The sequence below is a fragment of the Shewanella sp. Arc9-LZ genome, assembly GCF_010092445.1.
GTDB lineage: Bacteria > Pseudomonadota > Gammaproteobacteria > Enterobacterales > Shewanellaceae > Shewanella.
In genome coordinates, this window is the sequence record NZ_CP048031.1 from 3,023,549 (window position 1) to 3,043,547 (window position 19,999).

The 19,999-nt window shown below is 40.9% G+C and carries 19 protein-coding genes; 8 read left to right on the plus strand and 11 right to left on the minus strand.

The features are described 5' to 3' along the window. Nucleotides 1-154: 154 nt before the first annotated feature. Entirely contained in the window at nucleotides 155-1,072 is a 918-nt protein-coding gene (locus GUY17_RS12935; protein ID WP_162023385.1) for a bifunctional methionine sulfoxide reductase B/A protein, read from the minus strand. A 162-nt stretch (nucleotides 1,073-1,234) separates the two neighbouring features. Here GUY17_RS12935 and GUY17_RS12940 point away from each other — a divergent pair, with 162 nt between their 5' ends. Next, complete coding sequence (locus GUY17_RS12940) at nucleotides 1,235-2,074, plus strand: isopenicillin N synthase family oxygenase (protein ID WP_162023386.1); 840 nt, start codon at nucleotides 1,235-1,237, stop codon at nucleotides 2,072-2,074. Between the two features lie 130 nt (nucleotides 2,075-2,204). Continuing rightward, nucleotides 2,205-3,146 carry a ribosome biogenesis GTPase YlqF gene (ylqF, locus tag GUY17_RS12945; protein WP_059745525.1) on the plus strand — a complete coding sequence of 314 codons (942 nt, stop codon included), beginning with the start codon at nucleotides 2,205-2,207 and terminating at the stop codon, nucleotides 3,144-3,146. Between the two features lie 182 nt (nucleotides 3,147-3,328). On the opposite strand, the gene GUY17_RS12950 is transcribed toward ylqF, so the two are convergent. Together GUY17_RS12950 and GUY17_RS12955 are read right to left on the minus strand one after the other, a co-directional pair. Further along, nucleotides 3,329-3,814 carry a low molecular weight protein-tyrosine-phosphatase gene (locus GUY17_RS12950; RefSeq protein WP_162023387.1) on the minus strand — a complete coding sequence of 162 codons (486 nt, stop codon included), beginning with the start codon at nucleotides 3,812-3,814 and terminating at the stop codon, nucleotides 3,329-3,331. Between the two features lie 190 nt (nucleotides 3,815-4,004). Next, nucleotides 4,005-4,853: a DNA ligase gene (locus GUY17_RS12955; RefSeq protein ID WP_162023388.1), complete on the minus strand. Its 849-nt coding sequence runs from the start codon at nucleotides 4,851-4,853 to the stop codon at nucleotides 4,005-4,007. A 406-nt stretch (nucleotides 4,854-5,259) separates the two neighbouring features. Here GUY17_RS12955 and GUY17_RS12960 point away from each other — a divergent pair, with 406 nt between their 5' ends. Next, on the plus strand, nucleotides 5,260-5,631 hold the full coding sequence (locus GUY17_RS12960; RefSeq protein WP_162023389.1) for a diacylglycerol kinase: 372 nt from the start codon (nucleotides 5,260-5,262) through the stop codon (nucleotides 5,629-5,631). A gap of 17 nt (nucleotides 5,632-5,648) precedes the next feature. Here GUY17_RS12960 and hdfR read toward each other — a convergent pair whose 3' ends face one another. Continuing rightward, nucleotides 5,649-6,503, minus strand: a complete 855-nt coding sequence (hdfR, locus tag GUY17_RS12965) for an HTH-type transcriptional regulator HdfR (protein ID WP_162023390.1) — start codon at nucleotides 6,501-6,503, stop codon at nucleotides 5,649-5,651. Between the two features lie 108 nt (nucleotides 6,504-6,611). Between hdfR and GUY17_RS12970 the strand changes: the two genes are divergently transcribed. From GUY17_RS12970 to GUY17_RS12980, 3 genes are all read left to right on the plus strand, one after another. Then, the gene (locus GUY17_RS12970) at nucleotides 6,612-7,040 is read left to right on the plus strand and encodes a DUF413 domain-containing protein (protein ID WP_101086799.1); all 429 of its coding nucleotides are present in this window, start codon (nucleotides 6,612-6,614) and stop codon (nucleotides 7,038-7,040) included. Nucleotides 7,041-7,485: 445 nt separating this feature from the next. Then, the gene (locus GUY17_RS12975; RefSeq protein WP_101086798.1) at nucleotides 7,486-8,397 is read left to right on the plus strand and encodes a hypothetical protein; all 912 of its coding nucleotides are present in this window, start codon (nucleotides 7,486-7,488) and stop codon (nucleotides 8,395-8,397) included. A 151-nt stretch (nucleotides 8,398-8,548) separates the two neighbouring features. After that, complete coding sequence (locus tag GUY17_RS12980; RefSeq protein ID WP_162023391.1) at nucleotides 8,549-9,574, plus strand: GGDEF domain-containing protein; 1,026 nt, start codon at nucleotides 8,549-8,551, stop codon at nucleotides 9,572-9,574. Between the two features lie 99 nt (nucleotides 9,575-9,673). Here the strand turns inward: GUY17_RS12980 and bioD are convergent, their stop codons facing one another. From bioD to bioB, 4 genes are read right to left on the minus strand one after another with little or no spacing between them, the layout of a single operon-like run. After that, nucleotides 9,674-10,381: a dethiobiotin synthase gene (bioD, locus tag GUY17_RS12985; RefSeq protein WP_162024362.1), complete on the minus strand. Its 708-nt coding sequence runs from the start codon at nucleotides 10,379-10,381 to the stop codon at nucleotides 9,674-9,676. Between the two features lie 7 nt (nucleotides 10,382-10,388). Continuing rightward, nucleotides 10,389-11,150, minus strand: coding sequence for a methyltransferase domain-containing protein (locus GUY17_RS12990; RefSeq protein WP_162023392.1), 762 nt, complete (start codon nucleotides 11,148-11,150; stop codon nucleotides 10,389-10,391). Between the two features lie 20 nt (nucleotides 11,151-11,170). Further along, on the minus strand, nucleotides 11,171-12,370 hold the full coding sequence (locus GUY17_RS12995) for an 8-amino-7-oxononanoate synthase (protein ID WP_162023393.1): 1,200 nt from the start codon (nucleotides 12,368-12,370) through the stop codon (nucleotides 11,171-11,173). A gap of 6 nt (nucleotides 12,371-12,376) precedes the next feature. Continuing rightward, nucleotides 12,377-13,429, minus strand: a complete 1,053-nt coding sequence (bioB, locus tag GUY17_RS13000; RefSeq protein WP_162023394.1) for a biotin synthase BioB — start codon at nucleotides 13,427-13,429, stop codon at nucleotides 12,377-12,379. A gap of 114 nt (nucleotides 13,430-13,543) precedes the next feature. Here bioB and bioA point away from each other — a divergent pair, with 114 nt between their 5' ends. After that, nucleotides 13,544-14,878 (plus strand): adenosylmethionine--8-amino-7-oxononanoate transaminase, encoded by a 1,335-nt coding sequence (gene bioA, locus GUY17_RS13005; protein ID WP_162023395.1) that lies wholly within the window; start codon nucleotides 13,544-13,546, stop codon nucleotides 14,876-14,878. Between the two features lie 76 nt (nucleotides 14,879-14,954). Here the strand turns inward: bioA and GUY17_RS13010 are convergent, their stop codons facing one another. Then, nucleotides 14,955-15,479: a hypothetical protein gene (locus GUY17_RS13010; protein ID WP_174839617.1), complete on the minus strand. Its 525-nt coding sequence runs from the start codon at nucleotides 15,477-15,479 to the stop codon at nucleotides 14,955-14,957. A 7-nt stretch (nucleotides 15,480-15,486) separates the two neighbouring features. Here GUY17_RS13010 and GUY17_RS13015 point away from each other — a divergent pair, with 7 nt between their 5' ends. Further along, entirely contained in the window at nucleotides 15,487-15,843 is a 357-nt protein-coding gene (locus GUY17_RS13015) for a LysE/ArgO family amino acid transporter (protein WP_254439821.1), read from the plus strand. A 50-nt stretch (nucleotides 15,844-15,893) separates the two neighbouring features. Here GUY17_RS13015 and GUY17_RS13020 read toward each other — a convergent pair whose 3' ends face one another. Then, on the minus strand, nucleotides 15,894-16,493 hold the full coding sequence (locus GUY17_RS13020) for a glutathione S-transferase family protein (RefSeq protein WP_162024363.1): 600 nt from the start codon (nucleotides 16,491-16,493) through the stop codon (nucleotides 15,894-15,896). 31 nt (nucleotides 16,494-16,524) lie between these two features. Next, entirely contained in the window at nucleotides 16,525-19,947 is a 3,423-nt protein-coding gene (locus GUY17_RS13025) for a PAS domain-containing hybrid sensor histidine kinase/response regulator (protein ID WP_162023396.1), read from the minus strand. Nucleotides 19,948-19,999: the final 52 nt, after the last annotated feature.

Below are 19,999 nucleotides of genomic sequence, written 5' to 3' on the forward strand. Positions count from 1 at the left end.
CCATTCTTTCAACAATGCGCCTCAAACTGGAAAACCTGAGAGGCTCTGATTGAGCACATAATTAATGGAATTGATATAAAAAAAAGGGTGATTGAATATTCAATCACCCCTTTTTTATTATGCTTAGCCCTAATAAAAGAGCAAAAAATTTAGTTTACACTTTACGCTTATCTGCAAACTTACTCATGACTTTATCAAATTTAGGCTTAACCACTAATTGGCAATAAGGTTGTTCACCATGCTTTGCAAAGTAGTCATCATGATAATTTTCAGCAGGATAAAATGTGTCAAACGCACTGATTTCGGTCACTATCGGCCTAGGCCAAAGTTGTTGTTCAGTTAACGCATGAATAAATCGGTTTGCAGCATCTACTTGTTCACTATTATGGGCAAAAATAGCTGAACGATACTGTGGCCCTTTATCATTACCCTGTTGATTAAGTGTGGTCGGATCGTGGCTTTCAAATAGTACGCTAAGTAAGGTGTCAAATTGAATAACCGCAGGGTCAAATTCAATATGAACCACTTCTGCATGAGCTGTTTTACCAGAACACACTGCGTCATAATTTGCATCTTTTGCTTCACCGCCACAATAACCTGATTTAACACTTAGCACGCCATTAAGTTGAGCAAAAATAGCCTCAACACACCAAAAGCACCCAGCGCCAAAAGTGGCCTTTTGGAAAGAAGCTACCGCCGAACTTGATTCCGCTAACTCATCACGGGATTTAAAAATCATCGATACTGAATTAACACAATGACGAACATTATTATCCGTTAAATGTTCGCCTTCAAACACATGACCTAAATGACCGCCACATTGTGCACAGGTGATTTCGGTTCGATGACCATCAGCATCAGGAGTATGTTCTACTGCGCCCTCGATTTCATCATCAAATGCAGGCCAGCCACAATGTGCATTAAATTTATGTTCACTGTTATAGAGAGGTGCATGGCACTTTTTACATAAATAAACGCCTTGCGCATCATGATCAACATATTCACCGCTGAAAGGCCGTTCTGTACCTTTTTGTTCAATTACATATTTTTCAAATTCGGTTAAATTATTCATTGTCGGCTCTCATTGAGTTGTTTGTCGCAAATATTAACAAAGGATACGTGAGATCCGCAGCATCAGTTCAACCAATACAACATGAAGACACGCAAAGAATTGCGACAAAGTGTGACTAAGGTTACCATTAGCAGTGGGTCAACACACTAATAAGAAAATATAATGAAACTAAATACAATTGATTACTTAGCACCAGATAGCGCTGAGCGCTTTGTTGAATCGCTTCAACAAACAGGTTTTGGGGTACTATCGAATCACCCTATTCAAAAGCAACTTGTCGAAGACATTTATAAAGAGTGGTACAACTTCTTCCAATCTGAACAAAAACATGACTTTTTGTTCAAGTCAGAAACACACGATGGATTTTTTCCTGCATCGATTTCTGAAACAGCCAAAGGTAACAATGTAAAAGATATCAAAGAATATTATCATGTGTATCCTTGGGGCCGTATTCCTGATTCACTTAGATCCAATATTCTTGCATATTATGAACATGCCAACACCCTAGCTGCGGAATTACTCAGTTGGATTGAAAAATATACACCTGCAGATGTTGCGGCAAAATATACGATTCCACTACCAGACATGATTGCACAAAGCCAACAAACCTTGTTGCGGATTTTACATTATCCACCAATGAAAGGTGATGAAGAAATGGGCGCTATCCGCGCTGCAGCGCATGAGGACATTAACCTCATCACTATATTACCTGCAGCAAATGAACCTGGATTACAAGTGAAAACCAAAACCGGTGAATGGATTGACGTACCTAGCGATTTTGGCAGCATCATTATTAACATCGGTGACATGTTGCAAGAAGCATCGGGTGGCTATTTCCCTTCGACATCACATAGGGTAATCAACCCTGAAGGGGCAGACAAAACCAAATCACGGATTTCATTACCGCTGTTTTTGCATCCGAATCCAGAAGTCGTGTTATCAGAGCGTTATACCGCTGACAGCTATTTACAGGAAAGATTACGTGAATTAGGCGTTATTTAAGCATTAATGCTTCATTTAGCAATGATACTAAGCGCCTTCGGACGCTTTTTTTATGCATTTAATCTGCTAACGAGGTAGAATATCACTTTTGTATTTATTGTATTTACTCTCCGGTTTATAAGGCAACATCATGGCAATTCAGTGGTATCCAGGACACATGCACAAAGCACGTAAAGAGATCGAGGAGGCAATGCCTCAAGTGGATCTCGTTATTGAAGTGCTCGATGCACGTATTCCATACAGCAGTGAAAATCCGATGGTGTCACAACTACGTGGTGATAAACCCTGCATTAAATTACTGAATAAATCTGATTTAGCCGATCCTAAGGTTACCGCCCAATGGATTGAATACCTAGAACGTGAACAAGGCGTTCAGGCATCAGCAATCACAAGTTTACAACCCAGTATGGTAAAAAGCATTCCTGATCTTTGCCGTAAACTGGTGCCACACCGTGACATTATGGAAAAAGACATCCGCACCATGATCATGGGTATTCCTAATGTTGGTAAATCTACAATTATTAATACCTTGGCGGGTCGCACTATAGCCAAAACAGGTAATGAACCTGCAGTCACAAGACGTCAGCAACGTATTAACTTACGTAACGGAATCGTACTGTCGGATACTCCGGGCATTTTATGGCCAAAGGTGGACAATGAAGCCAGTAGCTATCGCCTTGCTGTCACTGGTGCAATTAAAGATACCGCTATGGAATACGAAGATGTGGCAATGTTTGCTGCAGGCTATTTCCTTAAAGCCTATCCCGACGAAATTTGCGAACGTTATAAGCTTCAATCGCTACCCGCCAGCGATATCGAATTACTCGAAGCTATCAGTCGTTCTCGCGGAGCTCTTCGTCCTGGTGCACGAGTTGATTACCATAAAGTATCTGAACTCTTACTACATGAATACCGCTCAGGGAAAATCGGACTATTAAGTCTTGAAACCCCAGCGATGGCTGAAGTAGAAAAAGAGGAAGTTGCACGTAAATTAGCTGAGAAAGAACTCATTAAACAGCAGAAAATAGAGCAAGAGAAACTTAAACGATCCGGTAAACGTTATAACGATTAAGCCGAACAAAGTCTAGGTCGTCAACATCAATGCCGGCCTAGCACTTATTATTCAGAGTGAACTGCCATGCTTAAGTAGTCTGAATGAAGTAACCATGCTTAAGTAGCCTGAATTAAGTAACCATAATTAATTAACCTAGATAAGTAGCCTTAGTTAAATCTTCTTAGTTAATTGATTATATTTCAACGTTTAGCTAACTTAATCGCCAATGCCATTAAACTGGCTTCAAGTAAATCGATAACCATCTCAAATCCTCGCTCACCACCATAATATGGGTCAGGTACTTCTTCGACTAACGAATCACCATAGCTTAATATCAACTGTAATTTATATCGTAAATGGGCAGGACACCTGTCTTTCAAATCATTTAAATTGGCAAAGTCTGCCGCTAAAATTAAATCGAATCGTTCAAAGTCAGCGTCGATAACCTGCCGAGCTTTCATTCCTGAAAAATCAAGTCCGTGCTTGTTGCCAGCAATAATACTGCGACTATCTGGAGCATGCCCTTGATGATAAGCAATAGTCCCTGCAGAATCGATATCAAGTTGAAGCGAGTGACGTTTCATTTGTTGCCTAAACACTGCCTCTGCAGTCGGCGAACGGCAAATATTGCCCATACAGACAAACAACACCGAGCGAACATTTAAAAGATATTTATCATCGATCATTGATAACCGCCATTATCTCCAGTTTTATACCATCACTTAATTATGTTGCCTATGCCTTAACCGAAGTTAGGATCATTACCCATTGTAGTTCTACATTTAGTTCTACATTTAGTTCTACATTTAGTTCTACATTTAGTTTTACCATTATTATTTAATAATACACCACGCAACATGTCAGCAAGTTTGAGCGTTATTGTGATGGCCTTTGGCGTAGAAAAGTAGCAAATCTTGGTGTCCCTTTTTGAGTTAAGCCTAAATATTGATAAGTAATTATCGAACCAACTAAAGGTGGATTTTCTCGTTGTTTATCGCTTAAACCACTGCCTATATTAAACACGATCCCTGCAGGTGTTTTTACGATTAACGCACCTAGCTTACCTCTATATTTACCTTTACCTTCTGTATGACCGATCACTACAGCTTCAGCGTCATATTTGGGTTTGAGCTTAACAATATACTCACTGCGGCCGACAGCATAATGCGCTTGCTGATAATGTAACATCAATCCTTCACCGCCAGCATTAACGACGGAATCAAGCAGTGTAAACAAAGCTTCCGTTGAAACCACTGGCCCCTGCTTAATGACCTGTAAATGTATGGAGGCCGTTTGTTCTACCAACATTTTCATTGCTAAATAGCGATCAATAAAGGGGCCGGAATGTCGTGGCAAATCAAACATCATAAACTTGACTTCCAGCCACTCTTTATCAGGTACTTGCTGACGTCGAACCAATGCAGAAATATCTTCGAAACGATTACGACCTAACCAAAGTTCACCGTCAATAGCAGTATTAGGAAAACCAAGGGTAAACGACGCAGGTAGAGTCACTTTTCGGCCACTGCGAGTCAGCATATTACTGCCATCCCAATAGCCTCGAACGCCATCGAGTTTCTCGCTGATTAAGTATTCAGTGACGTCGATATCTTGTTGATACTTTGTTGCTAACTGAATAGGAGGAATTGATAAGACTTCACTCTTTATCGTAAAACAATGCAGTGAACTAATGACCAAAATTAAAATATAAGGTAGCTTACGCATATGCAATCCTTGCTAATAATAAAATCCATTTAGTGTCTTTTCGTTTTCGTTTTTGTTCAAAAGTTTATTTCAATGCCTCAAGTGTTTACTGTATTGGGCATCAAGTCACTTCCGAGCAATACCGCTCAAAACACTGTTATAACACCTGCCATTCGTGACGAAAGACTTACGCCTGTTTAAAATGATTATCTGTAATGTTAAGTGAGCCTAGTACAAACAGAAGAATTATCCATTCATTGGTCGGGCTTATTTTGATATAAAACGATGCATGATGAGGGCAGATATCAGCACAAAAATAAATATTTTCTCTGCTCTACAGCACATCATAAGACCGAAATAACTGCTGGATGCATATGAACAGAATGTTACAATCTACGGAATGAACATCAAAAAGATAATGAGCAAAATGAAACCAGAGAACAATCATGGTCTAAAACGCGTATTTCGAGCGACAGGATTTTCAATGCTAGGGCTAAAGTCAGCGTGGAAAAATGAAGCGGCATTCAGACAAGAAATCGTGCTTGCTTGCCTAATGCTACCTATTGCACTACTACTCAATATCAGTAGTACTGATCGTATTTTGCTTATCATGACTGTGTTAATTGTATTGATTGTAGAATTGTTGAACTCCGCTATTGAAGCGGTAGTTGATCGGATTGGTGATGAGATCCATCCACTCAGTGGTCAGGCAAAAGACATTGCTTCTGCAGCAGTCTTTATCAGTTTAGTATTATGTGCCATCACTTGGGGCATCGTTATTTGGCCATTACTGTTTTAATAACAGCCAGACGAATATCATTCAGTGTGCTTAGCGGTAGTCAAAATTGAAATGGCTTGTTCAATATAAGCAAGTCTTTCATTTTCAGCCCAATAAGCAGCATACACATGCCGATGGATACATTTTGCATCATCGACAACATACAGAGTCCCGTTATCTAAATAAGGCTGTATGAGTGCTTCAGGCAAAAATGCACATCCACCGTTATTAAGTATAAAGTCCAACGCCATACGAGCAGAACTTGTATGTAATACCGGCAAAGGTAACATGGTAAAATCCTGAGCATGAGTGATATTAAAGGCAGTGCCCCAATCTACTTTTATATAAGGTAAAGTAGGTGTTTGAGTAAGCTTAACGCCTGCTTGTTTGCAGACTAAATACAATTTTACTTCAGCAAGCTTTACTAATATAACGCCATCAAGCTTTGGAGGATCAAACGTAATCGCAATATCTAAGGTTCGTTCAATAAGTTGACGAGTCATCACTGTTGCAGGTAACACATCCGTTCTTAAAGCCACTCCTTCCAAGCCTAAATGTAATGGCTGTAAAAAACCTTGTAAAAAAGCATCCCAAATATTATCGCCAGCCGACAACGCTAACTGAGCACTGTGCTGCTGATTTAAAATAATATCTTGTTTTGCTCTTTCCCAGGCGTTAAGCACGGCCTCAGCATGGCCGAGCATTCTTTCACCTGCCGGAGTTGGTTGAATGTTGTTACGTAAGCGTTCAAATAACTCTATACCCAGAATATTTTCTAATTGCTTTATTCTAAAACTGACAGCACTTCGAGTGAGGTATAGATTTTCAGCCGCTTTACCAAAGTGTCGAGTACGGGACACTTCTAAGAAGGTTTTTAATAAATCTGTATCCATAAAAATTCTTTACCATTAAGGACAAAATATTTTGATTTAAAAAATGATAATACTAGCCAATACTCCAGTTGCAAATCTTTATATCTCATAATCTAGAAGGTATTAGCCATGTCTCAGCAATCATTTATCAATGCAAAACAAGGTATTGATGCTAACACCAATGGTCATAGCAACAGTTTTCAATCTACTAAACGCTTCTATGATGACGTGAATTTCCCAAAAGGATTTAAACGTTGTGGTGATTTTACCAATAAGGAAGCTGAGTTGCTTGAACAACACGGTCAAGCAATGAAAAATTTAGCCGATGGCTCGCAGTTACCTTGTCATGTTGACGAAGACCAATTTGTTAACGTTTTACAGGGTAAAAAACCTGCAACAACACCAATGGAGCTATTGTGGTCTAAATATTGTCGTCTAGCAAAAGGCAAACCATTTTATGCTGTTGTTGGGACAATTCACGCGCCAGCAAGCTCTAAAGTTGAAATTGAATTTGACGATGTAGAAGAAGATGCTTCTGACACCGATGAGTCAGAATAAACTATCTTTCAACGGCTAAAGTCGCCACATTAAACATGTAACATATTTGTTATATAAGTAGTAAAAGTAGAGTCAACATCCTGCTCTACTTTTCTTGTTATGTCACATTTTTGTCACCCACCGCAGCTACGCCAATGCTCTGGCGCCTTTATTCGTGTTGACTTTTCGCTGGAATGGTTGTTTTTACACCGTTGAGTTCAAGCTATTAACGAAAACTTGATTTAGCGCAATAATTCTATACAAATACTTCACATTTAGTAGCAAGGTGCTAGTATATGCACTGAACAGTTTGTCGTTTTTATTTTAACTTAATGTTTATGGCTGCGCATTTTGATAATCCTTATTTGGGATATCAGCGCTGAATAGGTTAGGTATTAAATTCGACAAAAGCATCATATGAAGACGCATATCCTGTGATAGAAAAAATAATAAATGCGGAGTTTCAATGATAAGATCTTTTATTTGTATAGTGTTGTTGATATTAGGTACTCGAACTGCTGCGGCAGAAACGGAGCTATCAACTAACAACTCAACAGTTACCGATAAATATACCCTTGATATCGGTATGTTTTATGCTAATTCAGATTCAAACTTCATCGCTACAAACCCTAAAACAGGCGGAACATTCCCGGTAGACTTTGAAGATGAACTGCTACTTGCTGAAGAGCAATACTTACCCTACTTTGAATTCACATTCTCTTTTAACCAACGCCATAGTATTTATATTGATTGGAAGTCGTTGGATCGCAAAGCAGACACTGAAACGGTATCAGAAGATTTTATTCTTGAAGATATTGATGGAAAAGACTACCTGATTGAAACTGGCGCCAAACTGAATACCGAACTCAATATTGATATTCTGCGAATTGGCTATGGTTATGACATATGGCAAGGAACTCACTACGCTGTTGGAGTATCCGTTGGTATACATACCATGTTTATCGAAACCGCTTTTAAAGGCACTATCGGTATTTGCGTGCCTGACTCAACTTTAACCAGTTTATGCAACGATGCAGTAGCAACACCTGAAGTGATAGACGATACTCTAACGGCGCCTCTACCAGACATTGGCCTTTACGGCTCTTACGAATTTTATCCTGGTTGGACATTTGATGCTCACGCCCAATATTTTGCTATCAAATATGATGATGTAGATGGATCACTTATCGATATCCGTTTAGGTGTTGAAGCTAAGGTTTGCGATAATTGGTCATTAAAACTGGCTTACAACTATTATGATGTTGATGTAACAATCGAAAAAACACGTAATGTCGGTAATATTGAACAGCGTACTTTTGATTACAATATAAACTACAGCTTTACTGGCCCAATGTTTGCTGTCTCTTACGTTTTTTAATATGATTCAAGTCACTAAAAAGCATCTTCGGATGCTTTTTTGTTATTTGTATCACTATAATATCATGGTACAAACTCTGCTATTATTGTTATATTTACTTCAATTGTAGATTTTTTAAAGTTTTTCCTTAGCCCGGATCATGAGGCACTTAATGTCGAACACTCTACTGCAAACCGCTGCAGCCAATTTGAAAAAAGCTGTTCCGTTAATGTTAAAATATAGAATACCCACAACACCAACAAACTACGCGCTTTGGTATGCTTACGTGGGTGAACAAAACCCGTTACTTAATCAAGAGTTAGATACTGCAGTAAAACAAAATCAAACCTGTTCACCAGTGACCAGCGAATTGTTATATCGTAAACATGTGGCTGATCCGGTTGAGCTAGATGTGCGCGACATGCGTAAGAACCTTGATGCTATGGTATGTGAGTTATCTCAGTCACTCAAAGATACTAATTTGGACACTGAGACATTTCAAAATCAAATTGATAAAGATTTTAAAAAATTAAGCGATCTTGAAAATAAAGGTTTCTCTCTCGAGCAAGTGATTGGTATTATTAGAAATATCGTTAAAGAATCTTCCAGCATCCGTTCTAGTACCGTGAGTTTTACCGAACAACTCCAAAAAGCTCAATCAGAGATTGATACTCTCAAAACTCGTTTAGCTGAATCTGAAAAAGACATGCTATTTGACGCCCTAACCAATGTGTTAAATCGCCGTGCATTTAACACTGATATTGAAGCGCAAATAAGTTCAGCCCCTGCGGGTACCTGCATGATTTTAATTGATATTGATCACTTTAAAACCTTCAACGATAATTTTGGTCATCAACTTGGTGATTTAGTCCTAAAAACCGTTGCGAAACGGATCCAAGAAGCCTGCCGTGACGGAATTAAATTGTACCGTTTTGGTGGTGAAGAGTTCGCCATTATTGTGCCAAGTAGTCAGTTTAGAGTTGCTAGACAATTAGCTGAAGGCATTCGCAGAGCGCTCGAAAAACTCAGTGTCAAAGACAGACGCAGTGACAAGGTTATTGATTCGATAACCGCATCTTTTGGTGTTGCTGAATGGAAACCTAAGCAAAATGTATCGCAATTAATTGAAGCAACCGATAAGTTACTGTACGAAGCAAAACGCTTAGGTCGTAATAGAGTGATGCCAATCGCAAACTAATCATTCTGGTAATATCAATTGATTGATCGCCCGCTTTTGCCTGCTCATACTGAAAAGCTAACTGCGGGCAAAGTTGGGCTTAATATTTTCGACTACGAATTATTTCGGTAATTGCAGATAACTCGCGGCATGTTCAGCTGTTGCATTGGCTAAATGAGGCACATAACCTAAAAATGGTCCCTGCATCATCTGCTGTAAACTGTTGAGGTTATCGTCAATAAAAGCCATATCAGGGTCCACTTGATTAGCAACCCACCCCGCTATCGACAATCCGTCGGCCAACACAGCCTCTTGAGTTAATAACGCATGGTTTAAACAGCCTAGTTTCATGCCTACAACTAAAATAACCTCAACCTGAGATATCGCCTTTTGACCTTGAACCAGCTGAATTTGTTGTAGCTTGGCGTGCAATAATTTAACAGTCTCAGATAAATACTCACCATTACCTAGTGGTAAACGCCAGCCACCAGCACCTTCTATCAAGGCAAAATCTGCATCTAACATCGCGGGATGGTACATAGTATCAAGTACACGTTGAGCCGTTAATGTTTGATTAGTTTGTTTGGCAGCAATGTGCGGCGCTATAGCGGGTTCAAAACAAATAGGATTCACCACTTGATACGGTAAATCCATATTCGACTGAGCTATTAGCATTAAGGCATCACTGTTGCGTAAGCCCGCGTCGGTGGATATACATCCTGATGCTATCGGTTTAAAGCCACATTTATGGCCTTGAGCCTTGGATAATAATGCAGCCGAAACTAAGGTTTTACCGCTGTCGGTATCGGTTCCTGTCACAAAGTACAACATCGTTTCAACCTCGCTTGGCGCGGATATACGCAATTTGATAAGTTAATGGCAAGCCTTTATCGGTACGCATTGTTTCTGCAAGTACGATGCGTTGCTGCCATTGTTGCTTTGTGAGTGGCTGATGTTGTGTTGAATTGTTTTCGTCTTGTTGAGCAAACGACGCACCCACACCCTTTATTGAGTACAGCAAGCTGCGCAAATCATCAAAATGCACGCTAATACTCTCAACATGGATATCAATGCTGTGCCAATCATCCACAGTCGTATGAGATGCACTCAATGCGGCATTAAGTGCCGATACGGAATAAAATGGGTTAACTCTAAAGCCTAATGTTTGTAATTCAGCCAAACTGCCATCAACAACTACACTAAGATGACACTCACCATTTTGTCGCAATACTCGATGAAACTCAGCAAATGCTTGTGGTAACGTTTGGCACCATTGCAAGGCTAAATTAGAATAGATACTGTCAATGGAAGCACTCTGTAATCCAAGCGCCTGTGCGTCGCTGCATATCGGTAAATAATCAGGGTGTTGTTTGGTTAATTGCTTAAGCATGCCATGAGCGATATCAACCGCAACGACCTGCTTAACATCAAAGGCATGAAAACTCGTACCAGGACCGGCACCGACATCAAGTAAGGTGCCAAATAGATGCGCATTGTCTAATAATTGCTTAGCGGTAATACGTTGTAATACATCATGTTGCTTGTAATGAGATGCGGCGATTGAAAATTTGCTTGCCACTGGATTATCTAACGTCATGAGAGTCTCATTGATACGATTTATTTAGCCACTGTTTGTGGCGCTAATGCACCTAGCTTTGCGTCAGTATCACTATATTGGTGAATAAGCTGAGTTAAAGTGCTCACAAGTGATTGAATATCAGAAGCTTTATGCTGTGCATTTAAAGTAATCCGCAAACGCGCCTGACCTTTTGGCACGGTTGGTGAACGAATAGCACCAACTAAAAAACCTTGTTGTTTTAACTGCTGCGCAATAGCGATAACCTGATGATTATCACCGATCATAATCGGTTGAATTGCGGTAGTAGAAGACGTAATACTCAATTTATTTACTAATGCGAGTTGCCTAAACAATGCAATATTAGCCGTTAATTGTTCCAATAATTCTGGGTGAGTTTGTTGCCAATTAATTGCCGCTAATGCTAATTGAGCATTGGCTGGCGCTAAAGCGGTTGAGTAAATATACTCACGACACGTCGCAACCAAGTAATCAATCACTTCTGTGGAAGCTAAAATAGCGGCGCCTTGGCAGCCTAGCGCCTTACCAAAGGTGACGACTTGAATATCGACATTATCGGCATTAACAAACGAGCTTGGTAATACCCCAAAACCATGGGCATCATCGACAATGAGCCAGCAGCCATGTTGCTTACATAAATCCGATAGCTCAACAATGGGGGCTATGTCGCCGTCCATACTGAATACGCTCTCGGTAACCACTGCGGTATTGGGATTTCGTTCAATAATGCGGGCAGCGCTATTGATTTCGTTATGCAAAAATCGGCTAATTTTGCTGCCGCTGTCTTTTAAACCGTCAATGACAGAGGCATGCACCAATTTATCAGCAATGACCGTATCATCGGGGTTAAACAAGGTTTTCATTAACGCGCTATTGGCACTAAAGCCTGAACTAAACAGCATACAAGCTTGGTGACCGGTAATCTCACATAAACCTTGTTCCAGCGCCACATGGGCTTGGCTATAACCACTTACAAGCGGTGATGCCCCACTGCCCACACCATATACTGTTGCACCGTCGTAAAGTGCTTGTGCTAACGCTGGTTCATGGGCTAAACCCAAATAATCATTATGACTAAAATCAATCAATACTGACTGTTGCGACGTTGCTGCCACATGTCGCTGGCGTAAAAGACCTGCTGCGTTTAGTTCAGCAAGCTTTTCACTTATCCTTAAAGCTATTGGGTGTTTCCCAATCGCAGGCAGGCCTAATGACGTCATGCTAAATTACAGCGCTGCTGCGTCAAAAAACTGCTTGGTCGACTTATCTTGTATGGCGTTAGCTTTGGCTAATAATGCGTTATCTGTTTCAATGTGGGCTTGTGGGCCTTGTTCCGGGTGCAAACCTAAACGACGGAACAAATTCATATCATCGTTTTCTTCTGGGTTTGCTGTAGTTAATAGCTTACAACCGTAGAAAATAGAGTTAGCACCGGCAAAGAAACACATAGATTGCAGTTCATCACTCATGCTTTCTCGTCCTGCAGATAAACGTACCCGCGACTTAGGCATAATAATGCGGGCTACAGCAATGGTGCGCACAAATTCAAGCGGGTCAAGATCATCTATATTCTCAAACGGCGTTCCGGCCACTTTGACTAACATGTTGATTGGCACTGAATCTGGATGTTGTTCTAAATTGGCCAATTGTTGCAATAAACCTGCACGATCTGTGGCTTGTTCGCCCATTCCAACAATGCCGCCAGAACAGACTTTCATCCCAGATGCACGTACGTTTGTTAGCGTATCTAAGCGACTTTGATAGGTGCGAGTGGTAATAACGTCGCCGTAATATTCTGGTGAGGTATCAAGGTTATGGTTGTAGTAATCCAAACCAGCATCGGCTAATTTCCCGGCCTGCTCAGATGACAACATGCCTAATGTCATACAGGTTTCCATGCCTAAGGCACGAACATCTTTTACCATTTGCGTTAAATATGGCATATCTTTGTCACGCGGGTTACGCCAGGCTGCCCCCATACAAAAACGCGATGCTCCAGCAGCTTTAGCACTTTTAGCCTCGGTTAATACTTTATCAATTTCAAGCAAACGTTCTTTTTCAAGGCCAGTGTCATAGCGTGCGCTTTGTGGACAATATTTACAGTCCTCAGGGCATGCACCGGTTTTAATTGATAAAAGACGGCTTATCTGCACTTCGTTAGGGTCAAACGTTTCACGATGAATACTGTGAGCCTTAAACAATAAATCATTCATAGGCAGCGCAAACAATGCTTCAATTTGTGCTTTTTGCCAATCGTGACGAACTTCAGCTAACGACATGGTTCATTCCTTTATTTTGATTTTATGTTGGCTAGGATACCCTGAGCCCGTAAACTGTCAACGCAACAACCACTTTGCGCTTTACTAGTGGTCAAATGATGAGCACCTATAATTATGGCACTTCCCGACACAAATACCACTATCGATTACGCTTTCGATGCACAACATATATGGCACCCTTATACCTCTATGACCCAGTCTCTGCCTGTATATGGAGTCGTTTCAGCACAAGGTTGTGAGTTGACTTTAGATGATGGAAAAGTACTTATAGATGGCACCAGTTCATGGTGGTCTTGTGTGCATGGTTATAGTCATCCGACCATTTTGGCCGCTATGCAAAAGCAGCTATCACAGCTCAGTCATGTGATGTTTGGCGGCATAACCCATCAGCCAGCCATTGAGACCTCAAAACGCTTAGTGCAGATGACCAGCGATAACTTAACTAAGGTTTTCTTAGCTGATTCAGGCTCAATTGCTGTGGAAGTTGCGCTAAAGATGGCGCTGCAATATTGGCAGGGGCGGAACCAGCCGCAAAAGCAACGGATTATGACCGTAAAAAGTGGTTATCATGGTGATACTTTTGCCGCGATGAGCGTATGTGATCCTGATGGTGGAATGCACACCATGTTTGGTAATAATGTCACTGAACAAGTCTTTATCCCTGCGCCAACCTCAAAGTTTGACGAACCGTTGAATCAAACCGATACACTCGCATTAAATGCCGCATTTGCGCAACATAATCAAGATATTGCTGCGGTGATTATTGAACCCATCATGCAAGGTGCTGGCGGAATGCGTTTTTACTCACCAGCTTATTTAGTTAAACTGCGCCAACTTTGCGACCAATACGATGTGCTATTGATATTAGACGAAATCGCTACCGGATTTGGCCGTACTGGCACCCTCTTCGCTTATGAGCATGCTAATATTGAGGCCGATATTTTATGTGTAGGTAAAGCCTTAACCGGTGGATATATTAGCCTCGCAGCCACCTTATGCAGTGACGAAGTGGCCAATGGTATTAGTGATTCTCCCGCCGGTGTGTTTATGCATGGCCCTACTTTTATGGGGAATCCATTAGCATGTGCTGCAGCAACCGCTAGCTTAGACTTATTGCTTGCCGGCGATTGGCAACTACAGGTAAAAAACATTGAAGCGCATTTAATCCGCACCTTACCCGCAGCCATGGCGTCAAAAGAGGTTAAAGATGTACGAGTACTTGGCAGTGTCGGCGTAATCGAAATGCACTCGCCAGTGAATACCGCAGCCTTACAAAAAGCCTTTGTTGACTTAGGTGTGTGGGTAAGGCCTTTTAGCCGCTATATCTACATCATGCCGCCTTACACTATTAGCGCTGCACAATTAACCCAACTAACCTCGGCCATGTTGTTAATTGCCGATACCCTTATTCCTACCGAAGAGAATCAAACGTTGATTAGCCATGGATAATTAAAACTTAACTCTTCTCTTGCTTGGCCAGATTTTAAATTGGGTCATGCTCAGTTTAATTAGGTCAAAGTTTAGCTTAATCTAATACCGATTGAGCGTGGGCAATAATGGCATCTGAAACGTCTTTATAGACACCTTTAAGTAAAATCCAATGGTGCCAGTAAAGCGTTTCAGTGATGATATGGTCTTTACATATGTGCACTAACTCACCAGTGGCTAGTTCTGATTTAATTTGCGTTTTTGGTACTAAACAATGGGCAGCGCCATGTTTAGCAATGGTAACAAAGGAATCTGATGAACGAACAGCATGTAATGGGTATTCACCTTGCATCAGACTAAAATGCTGTTGAATATAGCGTGTGTGCATATTGTCTTTGTGATCAAACGCAATACCCCGAGCTTTTCTAAGACTGTCTGCACTAATTCCATTAGGGAAGTAATGACGACTAAACTCAGGTGAAGCGACTAGCAGATAGTCGACACAGCCTAATCGAGTTAGTTGACAACCTTTAATCGGTGTAGATAGCACCGAAATGACGCCAAAAGCTTGGCCATCCTTTAACCTATTAATCGTAGGATCTTTACCTTCAACATCGTTCAAAAATGTATTGCGAAATCAGTACCAAATTGCAACACATATTACAGCAGCTAATAGTCGTAAAAAAATTATCGGCACCACATTTTCGGTCACCTTGCTTAACCCTCATGTGTATTTAGATACTGTGATGATATTAGGTAGCGTGGGCGACACTTTTGATGGTAACGAAAAATGGGCATTTGCTATAGATACCATACTGGCGTCGGTTTTGCGGTTTTATACTATTGCACTTGGCGCCGCTAAACTTGCCCCTTGGTTAGGTGCGCCGAAAGTTCAACGCGTGATTGATGTCTTAGTCGGCACAATTATGCTTTTTATCGCCTATTCAGTATTTAATACTTTATTAATAATACCAACAAATTCATAGCGACAGACAACACATGAAAATCAAAAGATATTCATAAAAATAGTAAAGAATTAACTCTCCATCGGCACAAACCCAGCTTGCTGTTTTATGCGTATTAACCATTGATTAATCTTTGGGTAATGGGCTAACTCAAAGCCACCTTGATGAGCTACATGGGTGTACGCAAACAAAGCAATGTCCGCTAAGGTAAGCTGCGAACCACACAGAAAGGATTGCTTAGCAAGTTCAGCCTCCATAACCGCCAGCGCTTTATGGCCTTTAACGTGCAGTGAGTGATATTCAACTAAACGATCATCAGGCAACCCTAAATACAACTGAATAAAGCGTGCAACGGCAATATATGGCTCATGACCATATTGTTCAAAAAACATCCACTGGTACATTTTCGCTTTACTAAAGACATCAGTTGGGATCAACTCAGAGCCTTCTGCAAGATAACCCATAATGGCATTAGATTCAGACAACACTCTGCCATCATTGAGTTCAATTGATGGTATTTTTCCTGCTGGATTTTTAGCTAAAAACTCTGGTGTCTGCGTTTCACCTTTCGTGATACTTATTTCTTGCCATAGATGCTCAACACCTAGCATATTCAGCACCAGCTGCACTTTATAACAATTACCTGACATGCTATCGCCATAGGCTGTGATCATTAGTTGTCCTCAACGCTAAATAACTCACTTACTTTTTGACCAGACTAGAAATTAACGCGCGTAATGCGGCAGGTTTAACCATCTTAGCCATATAGTGATAGCCGCGTCTTTCGACATCATCAACCAACTCTTTATTGGTATTGGCAGTAATTAATATTCCAGGTAAATGTTCACCATAACGACTGCGAATACCATTCATCGCATCAATACCATTTTGATCATCATCTAAATGATAATCAGCTAACATGATGTCAGGGGCAACCCCTTTAAGCCCTAACTTAATTCGAGCGTCAGCAAGATCTTTGGCACAAATAACCTCGCATTGCCAACGACTTAATAACGACTCTAGCCCCGCGAGAATGGCATCTTCATTATCAATACACAATACTTTAATGCCAGCTAAAGGCTGTAATAATGTTGGTAAAGGCTTAATGCTTATTTGGCTGACCGTTTCACCTAATGGCACGAATATAGAGAATAGAGAACCATGGCCTAAGGTCGAACTTACATGAATTTGATGATCAAGTACTTTGCTAATCCTATCGGCAATCGCTAGCCCCAGCCCCAAACCACTGACATTACGACTACTGGGATGATTAAGACGTTTAAACTCTTTAAAAATTTCTTGTATATCAAACTCATTAATCCCACAACCCGTATCGAGTACTTGAATCTCGATAAAGTCACCTCGATGTCGGCAACCAAATAACACTTTACCACCTCGAGCATAACGATAAGCGTTGGTTAAAAAGTTTTGTAAAATACGCCGCAACAATGAAGGGTCGGAGTTCACCGTCGCGGTAGAGGGCACCATCGAAAAAGAAATTTGGCTGTCACTTGCCATTGCATCAAATTCAACCGATAAACCATTAATCACTTCAGCAATAGCAAAATCACGGCGGTTAACGTCCACCATGCCAGAGTCGAGCTTAGAAATATCGAGCAAATCGGTCAATAACTCTCCCGCTATTTTCAACGAACTATTCACATGAGTTAAGGTGGTGCGGGCTTCAAGATCCAGATTAGGATATTGTGATAACGATGCTGTAAATAATCTCGCGGCATTTAGTGGCTGCATTAAGTCGTGGCCCACTGCGGCTAAAAAGCGAGTTTTAGACGCGTGTGCCATTTCTTCCTGTGCTTTAGCTTCAAGTAATTCACTGTTTAACATTGCCAATTCATAGGTTCGTTCTTGTACCCGACTTTCTAATGTTTCATTGGCTTCCAGTAACGCCTTCTCTTGTAAGCGATATTGGGTAATGTCAGTAAATGTCATTACAAAACCGCCATCAGGCATTGGGTTTCCTTGAATTTTAATGACTTTACCATCTTGGCGTTCACGCTCAGATGTGTGCGGAGTGCCATTACGCATATGTTGAACTCGCACAGCAACCTGGTTTTCAATGTCTCCAGTACCACAAAAGCCGCGCAACGCATTAAATCGCACCACATCAGCAATAGGCATTCCTTGGACTAAAAAGCTTTCAGGGTATTGGTATAGCTCGACATAGCGATAATTCCAGGCAACTAAATTAAGATCTTTATCGACCACACTCATGCCTTCATAAGCATGTTCAATTGCGCCACGTAACATATCTTGGCTTAAAATAATTTTAGAGGATGCTTCATCAACGAGACTGAATACTTCATCCAGCGCCAAATCGCGGCCTTGCAGGACTGAGTCCATCACTAATGATGCACTTGATGCACCTAAAACCCCCGACAACATATGTTCGGTGTGGGCAATTAATTCTTCTGGGGCAGCTTTGTACCAACTATCACTTTTTACTGCATCGGCTGAAAAACGACTAAAACTCTCATAAGCACGAGTAGGACTCACAAATCGGCTAGCCAAAATTAACAAATCTTGTTGCGAAATAGGCCCTTGACGTTTTTTTGAATCTTTTTTTGATGACCAAGGTTTAACAAAATTACTCGCTTGAATGCGCTCAGCAACACCAGCTCTAAACCAAATAGATCCTAGTACATAGCAAAATATATTCGCTAACAAAGCAATCAAAGTATCACTAACATTTGGGGTTATCGAATTGAGTAAGCCTGACTCACTACCAATCAAACGGGCTTCACCGGCACCTTGAAGTAAAATAAAACACCACAGGCTAAAACCGACAGCAAGGCCTAGATAGACACCAGCTCGATTGCCGTGCTTCCAATATAATCCGCCGACTAGTGCGGGGGCTAGTTGAGAAAATGCACCAAAGGACATCATCCCCAAATGTGAAAGTGAATCACTGTCGGTAAACAGTAAGTAACTCAAATAGCCGAAGCCTAAAATAACCACAATCGATAAACGGCGTACATTTAACAATAATTGAGAAAATTGGCTGAAGTTCTTTTCCCTTATTTGCCCCGTTCGCAGCAAAAATGGCACCAGCCACTCATTACTGACCATCACACTGATAGTCACCACAGCAACAATCACCATCCCCGTTGCTGCAGATAAACTACCTAACAAGGCAACAACCGCTAATATTGGTTGGTCTAGTGCCAAAGGCAAATTAATCACATAGGTATCAGCAGATACCGAATCACCCAAAATAATTTTACCGGCTAATGCTAATGGCGCGACAAACAAGCCAAACAAGGCTAAATAAATCGGAAATATCCAACGTGATTTTTTTAAAATATGCTCGCCGCCACACTCGACCACCATCACATGGAACTGCCTTGGCATACATAAAAAAGCGGCCATTCCAACAAATAGTTCAGGGAGAAACGACTCTAAACGAATGTGACTATTTTCGATTAATGCTTTATCTGATGCCTGCTGCCAAATATCGCCAAAGCCATCAAAAACACCAAAACTAATTACCACGCCGACTGAGATAAATGCCGCAAGTTTAACCAATGACTCAAACGCAATCGCGACCATCATTCCAGGATTATGTTCAGTCGCATCTAATTTACGCGTACCAAATAAAATGGCAAAAATGGCCAGTAACATGGTGATCAATAATGGCACCGCCACTGGGCTCAAGGGGGTATTGTCAGGTTGGAATAAGTTAAGGCTAAACACCATTGCTTTAAGCTGTAGCGCGATATAAGGCATGATGCCAAACAAAGCAATAAGCGTCACTAAAGCGGCTAATAACTGTGACTTGCCATAACGAGCAGCAATAAAGTCGGCAACTGAAGTAATGTTTTGTGCTTTAGACACTACAACCATTTTTCGTAGCATGCCAAACCCAAGGGTAAACACTAATATTGGGCCGACAAAAATAGGTAGAAATGACCATAAATCATTGGCAGACTGACCTACTGTGCCTAAAAAACTCCATGATGAGCAATACACCGCTAAGCTGAGCCCATAAATCCATACTTGAGCTTTTTGGTTTATTTTACTAAACCATCGCTCGGCACCCCATGCCAAAATAAACAGCAATGACACATAACACACCGCAATCACGGCCACGATTAAGGTTAAGTTCATGAAACGTCCGCTATCACTTTATTATTATTAAAAATCTGTTTTATTTTCATCT